At 73.1% G+C, this 18,774-nt stretch carries 20 protein-coding genes and 2 pseudogenes; 10 read left to right on the top strand and 12 right to left on the bottom strand.

From position 1 onward, the window contains the following. The first annotated feature begins 4 nt into the window (after window positions 1-4). On the top strand, window positions 5-541 hold the full coding sequence (locus LG634_RS09250) for a hypothetical protein (RefSeq protein WP_226733186.1): 537 nt from the start codon (window positions 5-7) through the stop codon (window positions 539-541). Further along, window positions 535-690: pseudogene (locus tag LG634_RS38420) on the top strand (orotidine 5'-phosphate decarboxylase / HUMPS family protein); the annotation flags it as partial. The gene LG634_RS09250 and the pseudogene LG634_RS38420, both read left to right, overlap by 7 nt. Window positions 691-846: 156 nt before the next feature. On the opposite strand, the gene LG634_RS09240 reads toward LG634_RS38420, so the two are convergent. From LG634_RS09240 to LG634_RS09205, 8 genes are all read right to left on the bottom strand, one after another. Further along, window positions 847-3,567, bottom strand: a complete 2,721-nt coding sequence (locus tag LG634_RS09240) for a fumarate reductase/succinate dehydrogenase flavoprotein subunit (protein ID WP_264202913.1) — start codon at window positions 3,565-3,567, stop codon at window positions 847-849. Window positions 3,568-3,629: 62 nt separating this feature from the next. Next, entirely contained in the window at window positions 3,630-4,388 is a 759-nt protein-coding gene (locus LG634_RS09235) for an ABC transporter ATP-binding protein (protein ID WP_372482396.1), read from the bottom strand. Beyond that, window positions 4,385-5,308, bottom strand: coding sequence for an ABC transporter permease (locus LG634_RS09230; RefSeq protein ID WP_226733184.1), 924 nt, complete (start codon window positions 5,306-5,308; stop codon window positions 4,385-4,387). The genes LG634_RS09235 and LG634_RS09230 overlap by 4 nt, the downstream gene beginning before the upstream one ends. Next, window positions 5,305-6,663, bottom strand: coding sequence for an ABC transporter substrate-binding protein (locus LG634_RS09225; RefSeq protein WP_226733183.1), 1,359 nt, complete (start codon window positions 6,661-6,663; stop codon window positions 5,305-5,307). The genes LG634_RS09230 and LG634_RS09225 overlap by 4 nt, the downstream gene beginning before the upstream one ends. A 14-nt stretch (window positions 6,664-6,677) precedes the next feature. Next, the gene (locus tag LG634_RS09220; RefSeq protein ID WP_226733182.1) at window positions 6,678-6,905 is read right to left on the bottom strand and encodes a 4Fe-4S dicluster domain-containing protein; all 228 of its coding nucleotides are present in this window, start codon (window positions 6,903-6,905) and stop codon (window positions 6,678-6,680) included. A gap of 132 nt (window positions 6,906-7,037) precedes the next feature. Continuing rightward, window positions 7,038-7,805, bottom strand: coding sequence for a GntR family transcriptional regulator (locus tag LG634_RS09215; RefSeq protein WP_226733181.1), 768 nt, complete (start codon window positions 7,803-7,805; stop codon window positions 7,038-7,040). 170 nt (window positions 7,806-7,975) lie between these two features. Further along, window positions 7,976-8,509, bottom strand: a complete 534-nt coding sequence (locus LG634_RS09210) for an AMIN-like domain-containing (lipo)protein (protein WP_226733180.1) — start codon at window positions 8,507-8,509, stop codon at window positions 7,976-7,978. 172 nt (window positions 8,510-8,681) lie between these two features. Continuing rightward, window positions 8,682-9,098, bottom strand: coding sequence for a hypothetical protein (locus tag LG634_RS09205; protein ID WP_226733179.1), 417 nt, complete (start codon window positions 9,096-9,098; stop codon window positions 8,682-8,684). Between the two features lie 371 nt (window positions 9,099-9,469). On the opposite strand from LG634_RS09205, the gene LG634_RS09200 reads away from it, so the two are divergent. Next, window positions 9,470-10,018 carry a hypothetical protein gene (locus LG634_RS09200; RefSeq protein ID WP_226733178.1) on the top strand — a complete coding sequence of 183 codons (549 nt, stop codon included), beginning with the start codon at window positions 9,470-9,472 and terminating at the stop codon, window positions 10,016-10,018. Window positions 10,019-10,039: 21 nt separating this feature from the next. Here LG634_RS09200 and LG634_RS09195 read toward each other — a convergent pair whose 3' ends face one another. Then, window positions 10,040-10,459 (bottom strand): VOC family protein, encoded by a 420-nt coding sequence (locus tag LG634_RS09195; RefSeq protein ID WP_226733177.1) that lies wholly within the window; start codon window positions 10,457-10,459, stop codon window positions 10,040-10,042. Between the two features lie 184 nt (window positions 10,460-10,643). Between LG634_RS09195 and LG634_RS09190 the strand changes: the two genes are divergently transcribed. From LG634_RS09190 to infA, 3 genes are all read left to right on the top strand, one after another. Beyond that, window positions 10,644-11,687, top strand: a complete 1,044-nt coding sequence (locus LG634_RS09190; protein WP_226733176.1) for a hypothetical protein — start codon at window positions 10,644-10,646, stop codon at window positions 11,685-11,687. Between the two features lie 175 nt (window positions 11,688-11,862). Next, window positions 11,863-12,693: a S1 family peptidase gene (locus LG634_RS09185; RefSeq protein ID WP_372482395.1), complete on the top strand. Its 831-nt coding sequence runs from the start codon at window positions 11,863-11,865 to the stop codon at window positions 12,691-12,693. 151 nt (window positions 12,694-12,844) lie between these two features. Further along, window positions 12,845-13,069: a translation initiation factor IF-1 gene (gene infA, locus LG634_RS09180; RefSeq protein ID WP_226733175.1), complete on the top strand. Its 225-nt coding sequence runs from the start codon at window positions 12,845-12,847 to the stop codon at window positions 13,067-13,069. On the opposite strand, the pseudogene LG634_RS38550 reads toward infA, so the two are convergent. Together LG634_RS38550 and LG634_RS09170 are read right to left on the bottom strand one after the other, a co-directional pair. Continuing rightward, window positions 13,057-13,277: pseudogene (locus LG634_RS38550) on the bottom strand (CocE/NonD family hydrolase C-terminal non-catalytic domain-containing protein); the annotation flags it as partial. The gene infA and the pseudogene LG634_RS38550 overlap by 13 nt on opposite strands. Window positions 13,278-13,324: 47 nt before the next feature. Further along, window positions 13,325-13,990, bottom strand: a complete 666-nt coding sequence (locus tag LG634_RS09170) for an HSP18 transcriptional regulator (RefSeq protein ID WP_226733245.1) — start codon at window positions 13,988-13,990, stop codon at window positions 13,325-13,327. 138 nt (window positions 13,991-14,128) lie between these two features. On the opposite strand from LG634_RS09170, the gene LG634_RS09165 reads away from it, so the two are divergent. The 4 genes from LG634_RS09165 to LG634_RS09150 all read left to right on the top strand — a co-directional run bounded on the left by LG634_RS09165 (window position 14,129) and on the right by LG634_RS09150 (window position 16,939). Further along, entirely contained in the window at window positions 14,129-14,563 is a 435-nt protein-coding gene (locus LG634_RS09165; RefSeq protein ID WP_226733174.1) for an Hsp20/alpha crystallin family protein, read from the top strand. A gap of 136 nt (window positions 14,564-14,699) precedes the next feature. Beyond that, a complete protein-coding gene (locus LG634_RS09160) occupies window positions 14,700-15,095 on the top strand; it encodes a DUF2267 domain-containing protein (RefSeq protein ID WP_226733173.1) in 396 nt (131 codons plus the stop codon). A gap of 60 nt (window positions 15,096-15,155) precedes the next feature. Then, window positions 15,156-15,599: a DUF2267 domain-containing protein gene (locus LG634_RS09155; protein ID WP_226733172.1), complete on the top strand. Its 444-nt coding sequence runs from the start codon at window positions 15,156-15,158 to the stop codon at window positions 15,597-15,599. Window positions 15,600-15,658: 59 nt separating this feature from the next. Then, complete coding sequence (locus LG634_RS09150; RefSeq protein WP_226733171.1) at window positions 15,659-16,939, top strand: cytochrome P450; 1,281 nt, start codon at window positions 15,659-15,661, stop codon at window positions 16,937-16,939. Window positions 16,940-16,946: 7 nt separating this feature from the next. Here LG634_RS09150 and LG634_RS09145 read toward each other — a convergent pair whose 3' ends face one another. Continuing rightward, window positions 16,947-18,752: a thiamine pyrophosphate-requiring protein gene (locus LG634_RS09145; protein ID WP_226733170.1), complete on the bottom strand. Its 1,806-nt coding sequence runs from the start codon at window positions 18,750-18,752 to the stop codon at window positions 16,947-16,949. Between the last annotated feature and the right edge of the window lie 22 nt (window positions 18,753-18,774).

Genomic DNA, 18,774 nt, shown 5'->3' with positions numbered 1-18,774 from the left:
CTCCATGACCGACCCCCTGGGTTCGATACCCGCCGTCCGCCGCACCGGAGACGAAGCCCTCCACCTGCGCGGCACCGCGCACGGCACCGTCGCCGGAATCTGGTCCTGGGCGTACTCGGGGCTGGTGGGGAACACGCTGCGGGGGGCGCTCGCCGAGTACATCGTCGCGCTCGCACTCGGCTTGGCGGAGGGCACACGGGTGGAATGGGACACCGTGGACCTCCGTCTGCCCGACGATCCGCGGGTGGAGGTCAGGTCCGCGGCGTACCTGCAGGAGTGGGCCCAATCCAGGCCGTCGCAGATCACGTTCTCGATCGCCGCGACGGAGGGCTGGGATCCGCAGACGGGAGCGATCGACACGGAGCGGTCGATCGGCCTGTCCGCCCTGTCCGCCCTGTCCGCACTGGAGCCGGCGGTCACCGACTTCGACGGCCTGCGCGCGGCGGTGGCGGCGGCCGGGGCGGCGGTACCCGGCTCGAGACCCCCAACTCGGTTGCCGGTGCGGTCCGCGCCGCGGGAGCCCTGGAGGTCTCCATGGTGACGGTGCACGCCATGGGCGGGGTGGGCATCATGGCCGCCGCGGTCGAGGCCGCCCGCGCCTTCCCCGGTTTGCAGGTCCTCGCCGTGACCGTGGTCACCAGCATGACCGACGCGGATCTCGACGACGTCGGCGTCGGCCGTCCGGCGCAGGAGCAGGTGCTCCGGCTGGCCCGGTTGGCGGCCAAGGCCGGCTGCTCCGGACCCGGCTGCCGCATTCCGCCTCGTGCGCGCCGACCTCGGCTCGTAAGAGGACCGGTCCGTCGGCCGACGGTGCTGCGGGCCCGGGAGCCGGCCCGTCTCTCGTCGTCACGACCCCCCGCGCGACGCGTAGGCCCTGATGTCCGCGTCCGGGTCGGTTGCTGCTGCGGTGGCCAGGGTGGTGCGGGCTTCGGGGACGGAGCGGTGGGGGAGGAGGGAGAGGACGGCGGCCTTGCGGACGTCTGCGTTCGGATCGGACACGGTCCGGCCGAGGGCGCGGACGGACAGGTCGGCGGGGGCGGCCCGGAGAGCGGTGGCGGCTCCGGCGCGGACCTGCCAGGCCGGGTCGGCGAGGGCGGCCGTGGCCCGTGCGGCGTACGGGGGCGGGCAGCCGGTGGTGGCCAGGGCCGTCAGGGCGGCGGCCCGGACGAGGGGGTCGGAGTCGTCGAGCAGCGGGTCGAGGGGGGCCGGAACCGGGGCGTGCACGGCGGCGAGACCGCGGGCCACGGCGACGCGGACCTCGCGGGCCGGGTCGGCGGCGGCCGCCGCCAGCTGCGGCACCGCGTCCACGGAGACCAGGCCGCGGACGGCGCAGGTGCGGACCTCGACGTCGGGGTCGGCGAGCGCGGCGGCGTACACGCCGGCATCGCCGAGCCGCAGCGCCCGCAGGACGTCGAGCACCGCGGCCCGGACGGCGGCGTCGTCGACTCCCAGGGCCGTCCGCAGCCCGTGGCCCAGTTCTGCCTCCGCAGGGAGCACTTCCACGAGTTCTCGCAGCGCGGCCGCGGCGGCCGTCCGGACGCGCGGTGCCGCGTCCTGAAGGCACCGGGCGAGCACGGGCCCGGTGCCCGCAGGCGCGGTCTCGCCGAGGACCGCCACCGCCGCCGCCCGCACCGCCGCATCCCCGTCCTCCAGGTAGGGCACGAGCGCATCCAGGCCCGGGGACTCCTCCGCGAGGGAGAGCAGACGCAGGAGGGCGGGGCTGGGCGCCGAGACGTCGCCGGCACCGGCCGGCGCAGGCACCACGGGTGCGGCAGGGCGGGCGGCAGGGACCGCGTCCCGCGGCCCGGCCGTCGCCACCGGGACCAGTGCCACCTCGCCCAGCAGGCGCTCCGGTCCCGCCACCGGCGTGAACTCCGGCACCGGGACCGCGTACGGCTCCACGGGTCGCGCGGTGAACACCATCGCTCCCGAAGCCGACTTGCGCAGGTCGAGATGGTGCAGCCAGTCCGCGTCGTCCCGCCGGGGATGGTCCGTCCGCTCGTGGTACAGGCCCCAGCGGGACTCCGTACGGGCGAGCGAGGACCGGGCCGCCATCTCCGCGCAGTCCCGGATGAAACCCACCTCGGCGCACCGCATCAGCTCGTGCGCCGTCCGCGCCCCCATGCCGGCGATCTCCCTCGACATGCGGGTGAACGCCTCCACCGCCAGGGACAGCTTCGCGCCCGTCTTCGGCGGCGCCACGTAGTCGTTGACGAACCGCCGCAGTTTGTACTCGACCTGCGGCTGCGGAGGCCCGTCCGGATGGCGCAGTGGCCGGTAGACGAGCTCGTGGGCGGCGGCCAGCTGGTCCTGCGGCAGCTCGCCCTCGTAGGCGGTGTACTGCGCGGCGTCCTCGCCGGCAAGGTCGCCGAAGACGAAGGCGCCGATCATGTAGTTGTGCGGGACGCAGGCCAGGTCGCCGGCCGCGTAGAGCCGGGGCACCGTGGTGCGGGCGTGCGCGTCCACCCGTACCCCCGAGGCGGAGTGCCCGCCGCACAGCCCGATCTCCGAGATGTGCATCTCGACGTCGTGGGTGCGGTAGTCGTGGCCCCGGCCCTCGTGGAACGTGCCGCGGGTGGGCCGTTCCGTCGTGTGCAGGATCGATTCGACGCCGGCGATCGTCTCCTCGGGCAGGTGGCTGAGCTTGAGGTACACCGGTCCCCGGTCGGAGGCCAGTTCGGCGGCGAACTCGGCCATCATCTCCCCGGACCAGTAGTCCGACTCCACGAACCGCTCGCCGTGCCGGTTCACCTGGTAGCCGCCGAACGGGTTCGCCACGTACGCGCAGGCGGGCCCGTTGTAGTCCTTGATCAGCGGGTTGATCTGGAAGCACTCGATCCCGGTGAGCGCGGCCCCCGCGTGGTACGCCATCGCGTAGCCGTCACCGGCGTTCGTCGGGTTCTCGTACGTCCCGTACAGGTAACCGGAGGCGGGCAGCCCGAGCCGGCCGCAGGGCCCGGTGGCCAGGACCACCGCACCCGCCCGTACGGTCACGAACTCCCCGGTGCGGGTGTTGAACCCGGCCGCGCCGACCGCCCGGCCGTCGTCCGGGTGGGTGAGCACCCGCACCGGCATCACCCGGTTCTCGATGCGGATCCGCTCCCGCATCTCGCGCCGCCGCAGCTGCCGGTAGAGGACCTTCTTGACGTCCTTGCCCTCGGGCATCGGCAGCACGTACGACCCGGAGCGGTGCACCTGGCGGACCGCGTACTCGCCGTGCTCGTCCTTCTCGAACTTCACCCCGTACGACTCCAGGCGCTGCACCATCGCGAAGCCGCGGGTGGCGGTCTGCCGGACGGCCGACTGGTCCACGATGCCGTCGTTCGCGCGGGTGATCTCGGCGACGTAGTCGTCGGGCTCGGCCCGGCCCGGGATGATCGCGTTGTTCACCCCGTCCATGCCCATGGCCAGCGCACCGGAATGCCGTACGTGCGCCTTCTCCAGCAGCAGTACCCGTGCACCGCGCCCGGCCGCGGTGAGCGCGGCCATGGTGCCGGCGGTCCCGCCGCCGATCACGAGGACGTCGCAGGACAGTTCCCTCGCGTCGGCGAGGGAAGGGATGGTCAGGGGAGCGTCCACCAGGGTGTCCACGGGGGGATGCCTTTCGGATGGTTCCGGAGGGGTTCGTTCTAGAGCGAGTCGAGGATGTGGCGCCGCAGCGCGTTCGTGCCGGGGTCGTGCTGCGCGTCGCGCCGGCGCGGGTGCGGTACGTCGAGGACCTCGCCGGTGCCCGGCAGGGCTACCCGGTCACCGAGGTGGAGGGCCTCGTCCACGTCGTGGGTGACGAAGACGACGGTCGCTCCCGTGCCCCGCAGGATGTCCACCAGCAGGTCCTGCATCCCGGCGCGGGTGTGGGCGTCGAGCGCACCGAACGGCTCGTCCATCAGCACCGCACGGGGCCGGCCGGCCAGCGCACGGGCCAGCTGGACCCGCTGACGCTGGCCGCCGGACAGGTGCTGCGGCAGCTTGCGGGCGTGCCCGGCCAGACCCACCCGGTCCAGCCACTCCGCCGCGGCCGCACGCCGCTCGGCGCGGGGCACCCGGCGGATCGCCAACGGCAGTTCCACATTGGCGCGGACGGTACGCCAGGGCAGCAGGGCGTCCTCCTGGAAGACCAGCGCCCGGTCGGCGGAGGGCCCGGTGACCGGTACGCCGTCCTGGGTGACCTGCCCGTCCAGCGGGGGCAGCAGACCCGCGAGGGTGCGCAGCAGGGTGGACTTCCCGCAACCGGACGGCCCGACCACGGCCAGGAGTTCGCCCGGAGCGATGCGCAGCGTGACGGTGCCGGGCAGCGCCACCCCGTCGGCATGGCCGAGCCGTACGTCCTGGAGGGTCAGCGCGGCACCGGTGGCCGGGGGCGCGGCGAGCAGACGAGCGGAGGTGGTCACGGGACCGGCTCCTTACGGGGAACGGCGGCCGGGGCCGCGGAACGGTCGGCGGAGATGCCGTCGGAGGCGGCTGCGGCGGACTTCCCGCCGCGCGCGGCAGCACGGCTGCCGCTGCGGAACGCGGCCGGACGGCTCCTCCCGGAGGCCACCCGTCCGGCCGGACGCGGCAGCCAGACGGTGGCCCGACGGCCCGCCAGCTCCACCGCGGTCGAGGTGAGCCATCCCAGCGATCCGATGGTCACCATGCCGACGAACACCCCCGGGTAGTCGACGACGGTGTAGTCCTGCCAGGTCCGGTACCCCACCCCGTACTCGCCGGAGATCATCTCTGCGGAGATCACGCAGATCCACGAGACGCCCATGCCCACGGACAGGCCGCCGAAGACGCCCGGCAGGGCGCCGGGCAGCACCACCGAGAACAGCACCCGCAGCCGGCCGCCGCCCATGGTCAGCACGCCCTCCTCCCACACCGGACTCAGCGCCCGGACCGCGTGCCGAGTCGACACCACCACCGGGAAGAAGGCGGCGGTGAACGTGATGAACACGATGCCCTGCTCGTTCGTCGGCAGGAGCAGGATGGCCACCGGAACCAGCGCGATGGCCGGCACCGGCCGCACCACCTCCACCAGCGGACCCAGCAGGTCCGCGGCCCACCGCGACCGGGCGATCGCCGTGCCCAACGCCACCCCCAGCACCGCGGCCAGCAGGAAGCCCAGCACGATCCGGCGGAGGCTGTGGCCCAGATCCTGCCAGTACGCGGCCGTGCCGAGCCGGTCGGCCAGCGCGGAACCCACCTCGCCCACCGTCGGGAACTGCTCGAACCGCAGCCACAGACTCACGTCCCACGAGGTCAGCAGCTGCCACAGCCCGAGCGCCGCGCCCAGCGCGGCCACGCGCAGCAGCCGGCGCCCCGCCGTCATGACGCGAGCCCCACGGCTTCCGCGTAGCGGACGACGCGCGCCCCCGCGTGCGCGCCGACGTACCGCTGCGCACTGGCCGTGGTGACGAAGGCCCGCAGCTCGGACCCGTCCGCCACCCACACCGCCTTGTCGGCGAACCACAGGGTGCCGGTCAGCGCGTCCGGCACGTACGCCGCCCGCACCTGAGCACCCTTGGCGGCCTTCAGCAGCTCCTTGGGACTGTCGAACGTACGGGTGGTGGCCTGGCCCTTCAGCCACAGCTCGGGTCTGGCCGCGCCCGCCGGGGGATACGCCGGGGCCTGCACGGCGCGCTTCAGCGGCTCCGGGTCGACGAAGGCGTCCACGTCGACGTCGCCCACCAGCGCCGCCGACTTGAGCACCGGCACGTCCTGCTTCAGTGCGGCGATCAGCTCCGGGCGGAGCGCCGGGTCGAAGGTGGCGATGCCGTTGGCCCCGTTGTAGAGGTAGACCACTTCCGCCGGCAGCCCGGTCTCCTTCGCCACCGACTCGGCGGCTGCGACCGGCTGCTCGCGGAGGTAGTCCGTGGCCCGCCGCTGCGCCTTCAGGAAGTCGTCCAGCACCCCGGCCCGTTGCTCGGCGAACTTCTCCCGGACGGTGACGCCGTGGAAGGTCGGAAGGTTCAGCTCCGCTCCGTCGTACAGGGCGGTGGCGCGCCCTTCGAAGGCCAGCTGGCCGGGCCAGGCGACGAACTGGGAGAGCGCGTCCACGCTGCCGGCCGTCAGGGCCGACGCCCCCACGCTGGGCTGCTGGTTGAGCTTCTTGACGTCCTTGCCGGCGTCGATCCCCGCCCGCTGGAGAGCCCGTACCAGGGTGCCGTCGGCGGCTGAGCCGACGCTGGTGGAGACCCGTTTGCCGCGCAGGTCGGCCAGGGAGCGGAGCGGCGAAGAGGGCGCGGTGACCACGGTGTTCAGCCCGCCCCGCAGGTTGTATCCGGTGACCGCGACCAGCCGGGTCGGCTGCTTGAGCTGCTTCCCGCGGGCCGCATTGATCAGCAGCGGGAAGTCGCCCATCGAGCCGATGTCGACCTTCCCGGCGGTCATCTGTGCGGTGATCGGGGCGCCGGTCGCGTAGTCCTGCCAGTCGACCTCGTACGTGGTGCCGTCCCTCTTCCCGCGGGCCTTCAGCTCCTCCTCGAAGTAGCCCAGGGAGCGCAGCAGGGTGCCGGCGGTGACGGTGTTGATGGTCTTCGACTGGTAGCCGACCGTCACCGTGACCGTCTTCGGACGGGCCGTGCCGTCCGCGTCGGCCGACGTGCCGCAGGCGGCGAGCAGCGGGAGCAGCACGGCGAGGGGGACGAGCGGGCGGCGTCGCAGGTGGGGTCTCTGCTTGTTCATCGGAGTTCGGCCTTTCACCGGAGCAGGTAGGGCATGTTGACGGTCACCGCGCCGGTGGGGCAGCGGGCTGCGCAGGGGCCGCAGTACCAGCACTCGTCCACGTGCATGTACGCCTTGCCGTTGTCCTCGCGGATCGCGAGGGAGTCGAGCGGGCACATGTCGACGCAGAGCGTGCACCCGTCGATGCACCGGGATTCGTCGATGGTCACGGGCACGTCGGCGCGCTGGGGAACAAGGGGCATGACGGTCTCCAAGGCCCGGCAGGGCGGCATGAGGGGAGGGTGGGAAGGGGGTGGGAAGGGTGGGCAGCCCGGGAATCCGGGGAGCCGGGAAGCAGGGCGCCCGGGAATCGGCACCCGGGTCCCGAGCACTCGTCAGAGGGAGCGGTGCAGCACGCCGTTCATGGTGATGCGGTCGCCACGGAACCGGATGAATTCCAGGTCCACCGGCCGGCCGTCCTGCAGGCAGGTCAGGCGCTCCAGCATGAGTACGGCGGCCCCGCGCGGAGCCTGCAGCACCGCCGCGGAGTGGGCGTCGGCGTTGACCGCCTCCAGCGTGATCTCGGCATGGCCCAGAGGGCGCCCCGTCAGCGACTCCAGCAGCCGGAAGACGTCGGTGTTCTCCAGGTCGCAGCCGAGCAGCTCACTGCCCACGTCCATGGGCAGGTAGGACAGGTCGAGTGACAGCGGCAGGCCGCCCAGGCGGCGCAGCCGCTCGATACAGAGCACGTCGCTGTGCTCGGGAAGACCCAGCCGGTGCGCCACCGGACCCGGGGCGGTGACGGGTCCGACGGCCCGGACCTCGTTCGTCACCCGGCCGTGCTCGTGCAGCGTCTCCGCCAGACCCTGGAGGCGGTCCAGTCCGTGCCGGAACTTCTCACACACCACCACGGTGCCCACCCCCGGCTGACGCTCGATGAGCTGCTCGCCGCGCAGCAGGTCCAGCGCGTGCCGGACGGTGTTCCGGCTGGTCCGGTGGTCGGCGGCAATGGCGTCCTCCAGGGGCAGGACACCGCCCGGGAACCCGCCCGCCAGGATCTGGTGGCGCAGCAGATCCGCGACCTGGCGGGCCCGGTCCGCCCGCAACCGCCGACGGCGCGCGGCGGCGAGCGGTCGGGCGGCGGAGGCGGATTCAGCGGGCATGGGAGGAACGTACCGGCAGCGCCACCCCGATGGTGTTGCCACAGTATTGCGCCACCACCCGCCGCCCGCACACCTCCCTGACCTGCACTTTCGCGGCGGGAGGGGCGACTTCCGCCACGGCCCCGCCCACATGCCGGACAGGGGCGCCGCCGACGGCGGCGCCCTGCCCGTCAGCGGTAGACGTCCACGACCAGGCGGTTGGGGTTGGTCAGGGTGAAGACGCGGTGGCGGGTGTGGTCGCCGAGGGCGAGGCCGAAGGAGTAGTAGCCCTCGTAACCGCCCAGCATGGCGTAACCCTTGATCGCAGGCAGTTTGAGGGGCTGGGTGGTGGCGCCGGTGAACGAGTTCGCGCCGGTGGTCGTGTAGTTGTTGACGCCGAAGAAGTCCAGGGTGAGGAAGCGCTTCCCGGTGAGCGGGACCGGCTTGGATTCGCCGCTTCCGCCGTCGTTGTAGCTGAGGCCGCCGTCGCCGATGTGCTCCGTCCACGTCGGCAGATTCGGGCCGCCCAGGTCGATGACCAGCCGGTCGTACGTGTCGTGTGTGGCGGTACGGACGCCGAGGAAGCAGGCGCTCTCACAGGTGGTGGCCACGGCCGGGGCCGCCGGGGCGGCGGCCGCGGCGGGCACCGTGGCACCGAGCAGGCAGACGGCCAGTGCGGCACCCATGGCGACCGACCGGGCACGCGGGGGGAGAGACGTCTTCATGAGCAAGATCCTTCCGGGTGGTTCGGGATGTGATGGTGTGGAGTGATGTCGTCCGTGCGAGCGGGAGAACGACCGTCCGTCGTCCGCGGAGGAGGACGCGGGCCCCGGTCGTCGCCGGGGCCCGCGCCACTCGTCCTCCTGCCCGCTTGCCCGCCGGACGTACGGGCGGTCGCTACGGCGTCGTGTTCACCGTGAAACCGGACGCCAGGTCGTCGCAGTGTCCGACCCGGGTCGGGCGGTTGTCGGGCCCGTCGCCGATGAGCGGGACGGGCGGGGCGATGCTCCAGGGGTTGTTGCCGCCGCTGCCGCGCGCCGCCACATCGCACGTGCCGAAGGCGTTGCCGCCGCCCGGCTCGGACAGCGTTGCGGTCGTCTGCCACGCGTACCCGTCGCGCTCCCGCGCGGTGAGCAGGTGGAACCCCCGCGCATCGCCGCTGGTCGTCCAGGCCGTATCCCCTGACCTTCGGTAGTCCGCCCCCAGTACGGCCGTGCGCTGCGCGTCCGGCCCGGCGGCCCGGCCCTCGGCCCAGGCCGACGCCGGTACGAGCCCGCCCAGCACGACGCCCGCGGCCAGGGCGGCCAACGGCACCCGCGCTCTCCTACGTGATCTCAACACACTTCCCTCGACGCGTTCTTCGGTCCCACCGGACGGTGCGACGGCGCATTCGGCGAAGGCGGGGACCATCGGTGGCAGCAGCCCCGGAAGCCCCGCTCGGCAGCGAGCGCCTGACCATTGAAAACGCCGGAAGAGCTGCGGCAACGCCTGGGACGTCCCGGGATCTCCCCCGGGATCTCCCACGGGACCGGCGGGACCGGTGGGACCGGTGGGACGCCCCGGGACGCCCGGGAACCGCCCGGCCGCGGGACGGCGGACCGGGCGGAAGCAGGCCGTCCCACCGGCCGCGGCCCGCCGTAGGATCAAGGAAACGCATCCCCCGGACCCGAAGGAGCGGTACGACCATGGCGATCGACAGGCCGGGCAGGCCGGAGGACCTGCCCTCAGCCGAAGTGCTCTGGGCCCGCTGGGCCTTGGTCGCCGAGCTGGAGGCCACCCCGGAGAACGAGGGCCGCGGCGTCCACCGCACCGGCACCTGGCTCGACGAAGAGGGCCTGCACCTCGACGACTGCGGCTGCACCTGGTGGACCTTCGCCCCGATGGGAGAGGGCCGTTACGTCCTGTACGGCGAGGACGAGTCCAGCGGCGTCAAATGGCACGAGCCGCGGATCGACATGCTGGCGCAGGCCCCCGACTGGCTGCCCCACGACCGTCTCCGGGAACTCCTCGAAGGCTGGGAACTCGGCTGCGTCTACTGGTACGAGAACGGGACGTGGTCCCGCGCCCCCTACCCGGACGACCTGGAGGACGACGGCCTCGACTGCGGCATGAGCCGCTTCGTGGTCCGGGAGAAGACGCTCGCCCTCCTGACCGGTGCCGACCACCCCCGGCGCCTCTCGCCGGCCGGGGCGTCCGACCGGCTCACCGCCGCGGAGTCCCTCGCGTCGCGGTGACGGGCCCGGGCGGGCGCCCGGTCAAAGGACCAGGTCGTCCTGGTCGTCGAAGATCCAGCCGTCCTCGTACAGCACCTCGAAGAGGTGGCCGTCGGGGTCGGTGAAGTACCCGCTGTGCCCCCAGGGGTTCGGGCCGGCCGGGCGGGTGACGGTCGCGCCCAGCCCGGCGGCCTTGGCCATGACCTCGTAGACCTCCTCGGCACTGCGGGCCACGTACGCCAGCGCGAAGCCGGCGAAACCACCCGGCTCCCGGTCGGCCAGCCCGGCATCGGCCGCGAAGGCCGCACGGGACTGGAACGCGATCGCCACCCCGCCCAGTTCGAACAGCGCGAACCCGTCCGATCCCGCCGTGGACCGCCGCCAGCCCAGCGCTTCGTAGAACGCGACCGAAGCGGCGACGTCGCGCACACCGAGCAGGATCAGATTGAGCCGCTGCCGCATGTCGTCGTCCTCCTGGGAACCGGCGTCCGGCCCGCCATCCTGCCATGCACCCTCCCGGCACCACCATGAGCGGTCCGGATGCCGGTACCCGCAGGCCCTTACCTCCGGGGTAATCGCGTGCCCACGCGCCTGACCTGCATGGTTGTCCCACTCAAGCGGACAACGGGAAGAAGAGGTAAGGGACATGTACCGGTTCGTGGGTCGGCGTGGTGCAGTGGGTGCGGCCGTTGCGGTGCTCGCCGTGGGGGTCTCCACCTCCGCCGCGGCATTGGCGGGTGCCGGCGGGTCCGGCCCGGGCGAGTGCCCCGACGTCCGGGCGAAGGTCGAGCGCCTGGAGGGCAGGATCACCCCGAACGCCTGCGCGTTCATGCAGCGGCAGATCGCGTTCGGCGAGATGCCCACGGGCACCCCGCCGGCCCCGGGCGACCTGACCCACCCGCGGGTGCGGGCGTACCTCGACATCTTCGACGAGGACGCCTCCCTCTGGGAGGCCGGCGGTGACGCGCAGCACGGCCGGAGCACCATCGGCACCTCCATCACCGGCTCCCTCCGCCTCGTCCCCGACCTGCGCTACCGCGGGACGGACGTGGTGGCCGACGGCAGCACGATGATGTTCGGCCAGTGGAACGAGGTCACCCTCAAGGGCCGTACGGTCGCCTACCCGCAGATCGCCCGCAACCTCCTCGCCGACGACGGCAAGACCCTCCAGGCACGCCGCTACTACGACCGCCACGTCCTGTTCCGCGACACGGTCCCGACCGCCCCGCAGGGCCTGTTCGACGGTGTCGCCGACGTCGACGCCGGCGCCGCCCCGGCGGGCGGGGGCCGCCGTGCGGAGCGGTTCCGCGCCGACGAGATCCCGGCCCGGCTGGCGATGTGGAACGGCGAGGACGCGGCCGGTCTCGTGGACCGCCTCGGCAACGCGCACCTTTCGGGTCCGGGACTCGACGCACCCCTGCGGACCGCCGCCGGCAAGCGGGCCTACCTGGAGCGGCTCTTCGCGGCCGCCGACGTCCGCTTCAAGGCCGGCCAGGTCGCCTTCGGCCGCACCACCACGTACGTCGAGTGGCACGGCACGGCCACCACCGCGAAGGGCGGCACCGTCCGCTTCGGCATCGTGGAACGCTTCGGTCCGGGCGGCGAGTGGGAACTGTACTTCGACACCCTTCCGTTGATCGCCGACCAGGACACGATCAAGGCGCTGTTCCGCGAGCTGGCCACACCGTAACGACGGGTCCGGGGGCCCGTGCGTACGGGCGATGTCGGGTTATCCCCCCGTGCCGGGGCCGGGTACCCGGATGGCCCGGTGGATCTTGAACGGACAGGCTGGGACGTATCCGACGCACGGAGCTGCGGCCAGGAGAGGCCTGCGGACGTGCACACCCACCAGCGATGGAGCCCCTGTGTTCAACCGGAAGCCGACCTCTGCCACGCCGCTCCACCGACGCGCGGCACGTGCCACCGCCGTCGGTGCCCTCGCCCTGGCGGTCTGCGCCTCGGCGATGACCGGCAGCGCCGGAGCGATCGTCAACGGGGTTGATGCCACGGAGCGTTACCCCTTCATGGCGTCGATCCCGGAGTGGGCCCCGAAGCACGGGCTGTACGACGGCTCCTGCGGCGCGGTGCTCGTCCACCCCCGGTGGGTGCTGACCGCGGCCCACTGCGTGCAGGGCGACGGCCTCGAACTGGACGGCATCGTCCGGATCGGCAGCGAGCACCGGAAGTCGGGCGGAACGGTCCGGTCCATCGAGCGCACGGTCGTCCACCCCGGCTACGTGAACGGCGGCGGCGAAGGCCCCAACCGCCACGACATCGCGCTGGTGCGCCTCGACCGCGCGGTCGCCCGGCAGCCCGTCCCCCTCGCGGCGCAGCCCGGGCGCCCGGGTACCCCGACCCGGATCCTGGGGTTCGGCAGCACCTCCGACAGCGAACTGAAGTTCGCGGAGCGGCTGCAGGAGCTGGACACGCGCCGGGGCGCCGAGGCCGAGTGCGCGCCGGGCTACGCGGACCGGACCCGGCTGTGCACGATCAGCCGGGTACCCCGGGCCATGGCCTGCTTCGGCGACTCCGGCGGGCCCCAGCTGCGCAAGGGCCGGCACGGCCGCTGGGAACTCGTCGGCATCACCTCGGGCCCCGGCGCCCCGGGAGTCGACTGCTCGGCCGGGCCGGGCCTCTACGCGAGTGTGCCCGCCTACGCCGACTGGATCCGCACGACCGTCCGGCGCACCTCCTGACGGGCGGCGCGGCCGGGACCACGGCGGCCGGCGGACGAAAACCGGTTGGGCGGGACACCGCAGGTCGCTAACGTGCGGAGCGGGCCACGGCCGCCGGTCACCCGATCGCCGGCCGTCCCGCACCCACTCCTTGATTCCGGAAAGAGACACATTGACGAAAACGGCAAGCGGTCTGGAAGTCGAAGGCACCGTCGTCGAGTGCCTGCGCAACGCCACCTTCAAGGTGGAGCTCCCGAACGGCCATCAGGTACTCGCGCACATCAGCGGCAAGATCCGCAAGCACCGCATCAGGGTGCTCCCCTTCGACCGGGTCCTCGTCGAAGTCAGCGCGTACGACCTCACCCGCGGCCGGATCCTGTACCGCTACCGGACCTGACCGGCAGGCCCGCTGCCGTGGGCGGGCAGCGTAAGCGCCGAGCCGGCATGGAGCGTGATGCGCACCGGGGTGAAGCCGGTGGCGTCGGCCCGTGATTGCCGTTGCCGGGGTTGCGGGCATACCGCGGATGGGCGCCTCCGCTAATCTGCCAACGGATCCGGTGGCCGACGGCGAACCGGTGGGCCGTCGCGCTCATCGGTACCTCAACCGCCTGATCGACGGCCTCGACACCGACTGATCCCGAGGCCCCGCCGGTCAGTTGCCGCGCTGGTCGTGGGTGTCCCGGCGGAGGCGGTCGGTGTGCTCGGTCATGGCGTCGATGCGGTCCGCGAGGTCGGCGTCCTGGGCGCGCAGGTGGGCCCGGCTGTCGGTCAGGGGGCGGACGAGGCGGGCCGCGTCGTCGTCGGCGAGGGCGAGGTTGAGGTCGTCGACAGCCCCCTCGGCGCCGGCGGGAAGGCCGGTCAGCGCGGTGACCTGGCCGGCGAGCCGGCGCAGGTCGGCCGCATTGTCCCGGGCCCAGGCGCTCACGCTGCGGTCGGCGGCGCGGGAGGTGCGGGTGGCTTCGACGCGCTGCTCGCGGGTGGAACCGGCCGCTCCCGGGCGTCGGCGCAGGTAGCGGCGTTCGGCTGCCTGACGGCTGGCGACCCCGAGCGGGCCGGCCAGGTCCGCCCAGCTGGCCCCGCGGTCGCGGGCGGCTTCGATCAGAACGCTCTCCCAGTCGGCGAGCTCTTCGCGGACCACGCGCAGCAGGAGGAGTGCGGCGAGCGCGGCGGAGCGGTCGGAGGCCGGATCCGGTGTCCCGGTCGCGGGACTCGCCCCCGAGGACGCCTGGGCCTCGCGTACGGCCCGCCCGATGCCCTCCAGGGCCGCGGCTGCGGCCGGGAAGGACACCTGGGGAGCCGGTGTTCCGGCCTCTTCCATGGAGCTCATCCTCACGTCGTTGCTGTCGTCATCGTTTGGATGACGAATTGCTTGTCATCGATTGGATGACATGTTACAACGGAAGCACGTTGAAGCGCATTGGCAGTTTCTGCCTGAACCAACTGGAGGTGTTTCGCGATGTTGATGCGCACCGACCCGTTCCGCGAGATGGACCGCATCGTCCAGCAGCTCTCTGGCACGTCGGGCACGTGGTCCAAGCCGTCCGTGATGCCGATGGACGCCTACCGGGAGGGCGATGCGTACGTGATCGCCTTCGACCTTCCCGGAGTCAGCACCGAGGCGATCGACATCGACGTCGAGCGCAACATGCTGACGGTGAAGGCCGAGCGCCGGCCCGCGCAGAGGTCCGACGGTGTTCAGATGGAGCTCTCCGAGCGGCCCCTGGGCGTCTTCTCCCGCCAGGTCATGCTGGCCGACACCCTCGACACCGAGCGCATCGAAGCCGACTACGACGCCGGTGTCCTGACCCTGCGGATCCCGATCTCCGAGCGCGCCAAGCCCCGCAAGATCGCCATCCGCGGCGACTCCGGCCGCAAGCAGATCTCCGGCTGACGGCGCCCGCAGAGCGGCGGGGGCGGGGAGACCGACCCCCTCCGGCGCCCCGCCCCCGCGCCCCTGCGCCCGCACTGCCGTCCCGCCGTCCTGCCGTCCCGCCGTCCACACTCCGTCCCCCGGAGGTGATGACCCGATGCCGATACGCGCGGACGCGTTCCTGGCGCACGTCCAGGAGGCCGGGGAGTACCGCACCCGTGCAGAGGCCGAACGGGCCGCCCGCGTCGTCCTGGCCCTGCTGGGCGCACACCTGGCCGGCACCGTACGCGCCGAACTCGCCGCTCGCCTCCCCGAGACGTACGCCCTGATCCTGCTCAATCCCCTCCAGGCCGCCGAGCCGCTCTCACCCGAACGCTTCGTCCGCGCGGCGGCGGCCTGGATCGAGGGAGCCACCGAGGCAACGGCCCTGTGGGACGTCGGCGCCGTCCTCTCCACCGCCGCCGCGGCCGCCGGCGACCGGCTGACCCACGAGGTCCTGCTCCAGCTCCCGCCCGGCTACGACGCCCTGTTCGGCCGCCCGCCGTCCACCTGACGTGGGCGAGCCGCGCCCCACCACCCACACCGACCCGTACCGAGAAAGGCCATCGCAGTCATGTACCACCAGCCCCGACCGGCAGGGCGCTCCGCTGCCCCGACGTTCGACGAGATGCTGGCCCGCGTGCGCTACGAAGGCGCCTATCCCACCCGTGACCGCGCCGAGGAAGCCGTCCGCAACGTCCTGGCCGCCCTGGGCCGTCAGATCACCGGCACGGAACGCGTCGAACTCGCCCGACTGCTGCCCGTCGAAGCCGCACTCGTCCTGACCGCCCAGATCCCCGCCGCCGAGCCGCTGACCGGCTGGGGCTTCGTCAAGGACCTCGCCGCCCGCACCGGCGCCGGCCCCGCGGTCGCCCGCTGGGACACCGGCGCCGTACTGTCCGTCGTGTCGCGCCTGGCCGGCCCCGACCTCCTCGCCCGACTCCTCGACCACCTGCCCACCGGCTACGCCCTCCTCTTCGGCCAGGCCGAACTGCCCCGGCCGAGCTACGCCGCCTGACGCCGAGCCGTCCGGGCGGCGCCGGGCATGCGCACCCGGCGGCCGGGTAGCCGCGGTGCATGACACTGCTCGACCGCACGATTCCGTTGCTGCTGCGCGGTTACGCCTGGCTGCCCGCGCAGCCCCGTGATGCCGCCGGGCTGGTGCACACCAGGCTGCTGGGGAAACCCGCGGTGGCCTTCGGCGGGCCGGACGCCGTGGCCTTCTTCTACGACGAGGACCACGTGCACCGGCAGGAAGCACTGCCCGGACCCGTACTCGACACCCTGTTCGGGCGCGGGGCCGTGCACACCCTCGACGGGCCGCCGCACCGGGTCCGCAAGTCCCTGTTCACCGGCATGCTGATGGACGCCGAGGAAAACGGGCGGCTCACCGACCTGGTGCTGCGGCACTGGCGCGAGCAGGCCGCCGAGTGGGCTGAGCGCGGCCCGGTCGTGCTGTTCGACGAAGCGGCCGTGGTACTCGCCGCGGCCGTGGGCGAATGGGCGGGCGTGCCGCTCGCCGCGCCGCTCGCCCGCGGTACCGCCGAGGACTGCGTGGCCATGGTCGACGGTTTCGCAGCCCCCGGGCCGCGCCACGCGCGGGCCCGCCGCGCCCGCGCCCGTCAGGAGGCACGGCTCGCCGGGACCGTCACCCGGTGCCGGTCGCGGGACACCGCAGCCGTGGGAGCGGACTCCGTTCCGGCGGGCCGTTCCGGCGGCCAGAGCGGTTCCGGAACGGTCCTGGAGCGGATCGCCCGGCACCGCGACGCCGACGGACACCTCCTGGACCCGCACACCGCCGCCGTGGAACTGCTCAACGTCATCCGCCCGACCGTGGCCCTCACCTGGTTCGTCACCTTCGCCGCACACGCCCTGCACCGGGAACCGGCCCTGCGGGACGAACTCCGTGCCGCCGACACCCCCGCCCACGAAACCGCCTTCGCCCACGAAGTACGCCGGTTCTACCCGTTCGCCCCGTTCACGGCGGGCCTGGCGGCCGCCGACCTGGACTGGCACGGCCGGCCGATCGCGAAGGACACCCTGGTGCTGCTCGACCTCTTCGGCCAGAACCACGACCCCGAGCTGTGGCCGGATCCGTACCGCTTCGAGCCGGCGCGCTTCCTCGGACACCCGCCGGCCCGTGACGCACTGGTCCCGCAGGGCGGCGGAGACCCCCGGCACGGCCACCGCTGCCCCGGGGAGGACATCGCGGTGCGCGTCCTGGCCGCTCTGTGCACCGAGCTGGCCCGGACCGAGCTCCGGGTGCCCGCACAGGACCTGCGGATCCTGCTCCACCGGGTTCCCACCCGCCCGCGCAGCGGCTTCGTCTTCACCCCACTGCCCGCCGCAGGCACCTGACGGACCCTCACTGCGGTCCGCTGCCCGGCAGGAACTCCTGCACCTTGGACCTGAGCCCCTGGCGGACCACCGAACCGCGGTCGCCGTCGCCGCGGAGCAGCGCCCCGGCAGTCGCCTTCGCCTGCGCGAACGTGGTGTGCGGGGGGATCGGCGGAAACGCCGGATCGGTGCGGAAGTCGAGCACGTACGGCCGGTCCGCCGCGAGCGCGCGCCGCCAGGCCGGCGCCACGCCGCCGGGTTCCTCCACCCGTTCGCCCGCCAGGCCGATCCCGACGGCGAAATCGGCGTACCGGACGTCGGGCAGCGACTGCGACTCCTCGAACTGCGGCGACCCCTCGAACGCCCGCAGATCCCACGTGACCTGGTTGAGGTCGCCGTTGTTGAGGACCGCGACGACCAGCCGCGGATCGGTCCACTGCCGGTGGTACTTCGCGATGGTGATGAGCTCGGCCATCCCGTTCATCTGCATCGCGCCGTCGCCCACCAGCGCGATGGCCGGCCGCCCCGGGAACGCGAACTTGGCCCCGACGGCGTACGGGACACCCGGCCCCATGGTGGCCAGCGTGCCGGAGAGCGTGCCGCGCATCGAACCGCGGATCCGCAGGTGCCGGGCGTACCAGTTGGCGACCGAACCGGAATCCGCAGCCAGCATCACGTCGTCCGGCAGCAGTGCGTCCAGCGCGTGCACCACCAGCTCCGGGTTCACCGGATCCGCCGCCACCTGCGCCCGCCGCTCCATCACCTCCCACCAGCGCTCGTTTGCCTGCTCGATCCCATCGCGCCAGCTCCGGTCGGTCTTCCGCTCCAGCAGCGGCAGCAGCCGCTTCAGGGCCTGCGCCGCATCCCCGACCACGTTGACCTCGAACGGATAGCGCAGCCCGACCAGCGACGGTTCCACGTCGATCTGCACGCCCCGGGCCCGGCCGAACTCGGGCAGGTACTGGCTGTACGGGAAACTGGAGCCCACCACGAACAGCGTGTCGCAGTCGCGCATCATCTCGTACGACGGCCGGGTGCCGAGCAGCCCGATGGAGCCGGTGACGTACGGATGGGTGTCGGGCAGCACGTCCTTGCCCAGCAGCGCCTTCGCCACGCCCGCCCCCAGCAGCTCCGCGACCTCCTCCACCTCGGCACGCGCGTGCCGCGCACCCTGGCCGATCAGCATGGCGACCCTGGCACCGGCGTTGAGGACCTCGGCGCAGCGGGCCAGGTCGTCGTCGTCCGGGACCGGCGCGTAGCGGCCCATGCCCTGGCTGGAGGGCACCATTTTGAACTCGTGCGTGGGTGCCTCGTACGGCAGGTCCTGCACGTCGGCCGGAAGGATCACGGCGGTGACGGTGCGCCGCGCGGCCGCCACCCGCATGGCCCGGTCCAGGACACCGGGCAACTGCTGGGGAACGGTGACCATCTCGCAGAAGTCGGAGGCCACGTCCTTGTAGAGGGACAGCAGGTCGACCTCCTGCATGTAGGCGCCGCCCATGGCGGTGCGGGCGGTCTGCCCGACGAGGGCGACGACCGGCACGTGGTCGAGCTTGGCGTCGTAGAGACCGTTGAGCAGGTGGATCGCGCCGGGCCCGGAGGTCGCGGCGCACACGCCGACCCGTCCGGAGTACTTCGCGTACCCGACGGCCTGCAGGGCCGACATCTCCTCGTGCCGTGACTGGACGAACATCGGCCGGTCGCCGGCGCGGACCCAGGCCGCGAGGAGCCCGCCGATGCCGTCACCGGGATAGCCGAAGACGTGCTCCACCCCCCACTCGCGCAGTCGCTCCAGCACGTGATCGGAGACCTTCGCCGCACTCCTCGCGCTCATGCCGAACCCCGTCTGCCGCCGG

Origin of the sequence: Streptomyces bambusae, assembly GCF_020532645.1 — a bacterium.
Classification (GTDB): Bacteria; Actinomycetota; Actinomycetes; order Streptomycetales; family Streptomycetaceae; genus Streptomyces; species Streptomyces bambusae.
Note: the sequence above shows the minus strand (reverse complement) of the source record. Positions and strands in the feature narration are given on the sequence as shown.

Bases quoted from the DNA above. Each gene is read 5' to 3' on its own strand.
- LG634_RS09250 (WP_226733186.1), top strand. From the start codon at position 5: ATGACCGACCCCCTGGGTTCGATACCCGCCGTCCGCCGCACCGGAGAC.
- LG634_RS09230 (WP_226733184.1), bottom strand. From the start codon at position 5,308: ATGACGGCGGGGCGCCGGCTGCTGCGCGTGGCCGCGCTGGGCGCGGCG.
- LG634_RS09225 (WP_226733183.1), bottom strand. From the start codon at position 6,663: ATGAACAAGCAGAGACCCCACCTGCGACGCCGCCCGCTCGTCCCCCTC.
- LG634_RS09220 (WP_226733182.1), bottom strand. From the start codon at position 6,905: ATGCCCCTTGTTCCCCAGCGCGCCGACGTGCCCGTGACCATCGACGAA.
- LG634_RS09215 (WP_226733181.1), bottom strand. From the start codon at position 7,805: ATGCCCGCTGAATCCGCCTCCGCCGCCCGACCGCTCGCCGCCGCGCGC.
- LG634_RS09210 (WP_226733180.1), bottom strand. From the start codon at position 8,509: ATGAAGACGTCTCTCCCCCCGCGTGCCCGGTCGGTCGCCATGGGTGCC.
- LG634_RS09200 (WP_226733178.1), top strand. From the start codon at position 9,470: ATGGCGATCGACAGGCCGGGCAGGCCGGAGGACCTGCCCTCAGCCGAA.
- LG634_RS09195 (WP_226733177.1), bottom strand. From the start codon at position 10,459: ATGCGGCAGCGGCTCAATCTGATCCTGCTCGGTGTGCGCGACGTCGCC.
- LG634_RS09190 (WP_226733176.1), top strand. From the start codon at position 10,644: ATGTACCGGTTCGTGGGTCGGCGTGGTGCAGTGGGTGCGGCCGTTGCG.
- LG634_RS09170 (WP_226733245.1), bottom strand. From the start codon at position 13,990: ATGGAAGAGGCCGGAACACCGGCTCCCCAGGTGTCCTTCCCGGCCGCA.
- LG634_RS09165 (WP_226733174.1), top strand. From the start codon at position 14,129: ATGTTGATGCGCACCGACCCGTTCCGCGAGATGGACCGCATCGTCCAG.
- LG634_RS09160 (WP_226733173.1), top strand. From the start codon at position 14,700: ATGCCGATACGCGCGGACGCGTTCCTGGCGCACGTCCAGGAGGCCGGG.
- LG634_RS09155 (WP_226733172.1), top strand. From the start codon at position 15,156: ATGTACCACCAGCCCCGACCGGCAGGGCGCTCCGCTGCCCCGACGTTC.
- LG634_RS09150 (WP_226733171.1), top strand. From the start codon at position 15,659: ATGACACTGCTCGACCGCACGATTCCGTTGCTGCTGCGCGGTTACGCC.
- LG634_RS09145 (WP_226733170.1), bottom strand. From the start codon at position 18,752: ATGAGCGCGAGGAGTGCGGCGAAGGTCTCCGATCACGTGCTGGAGCGA.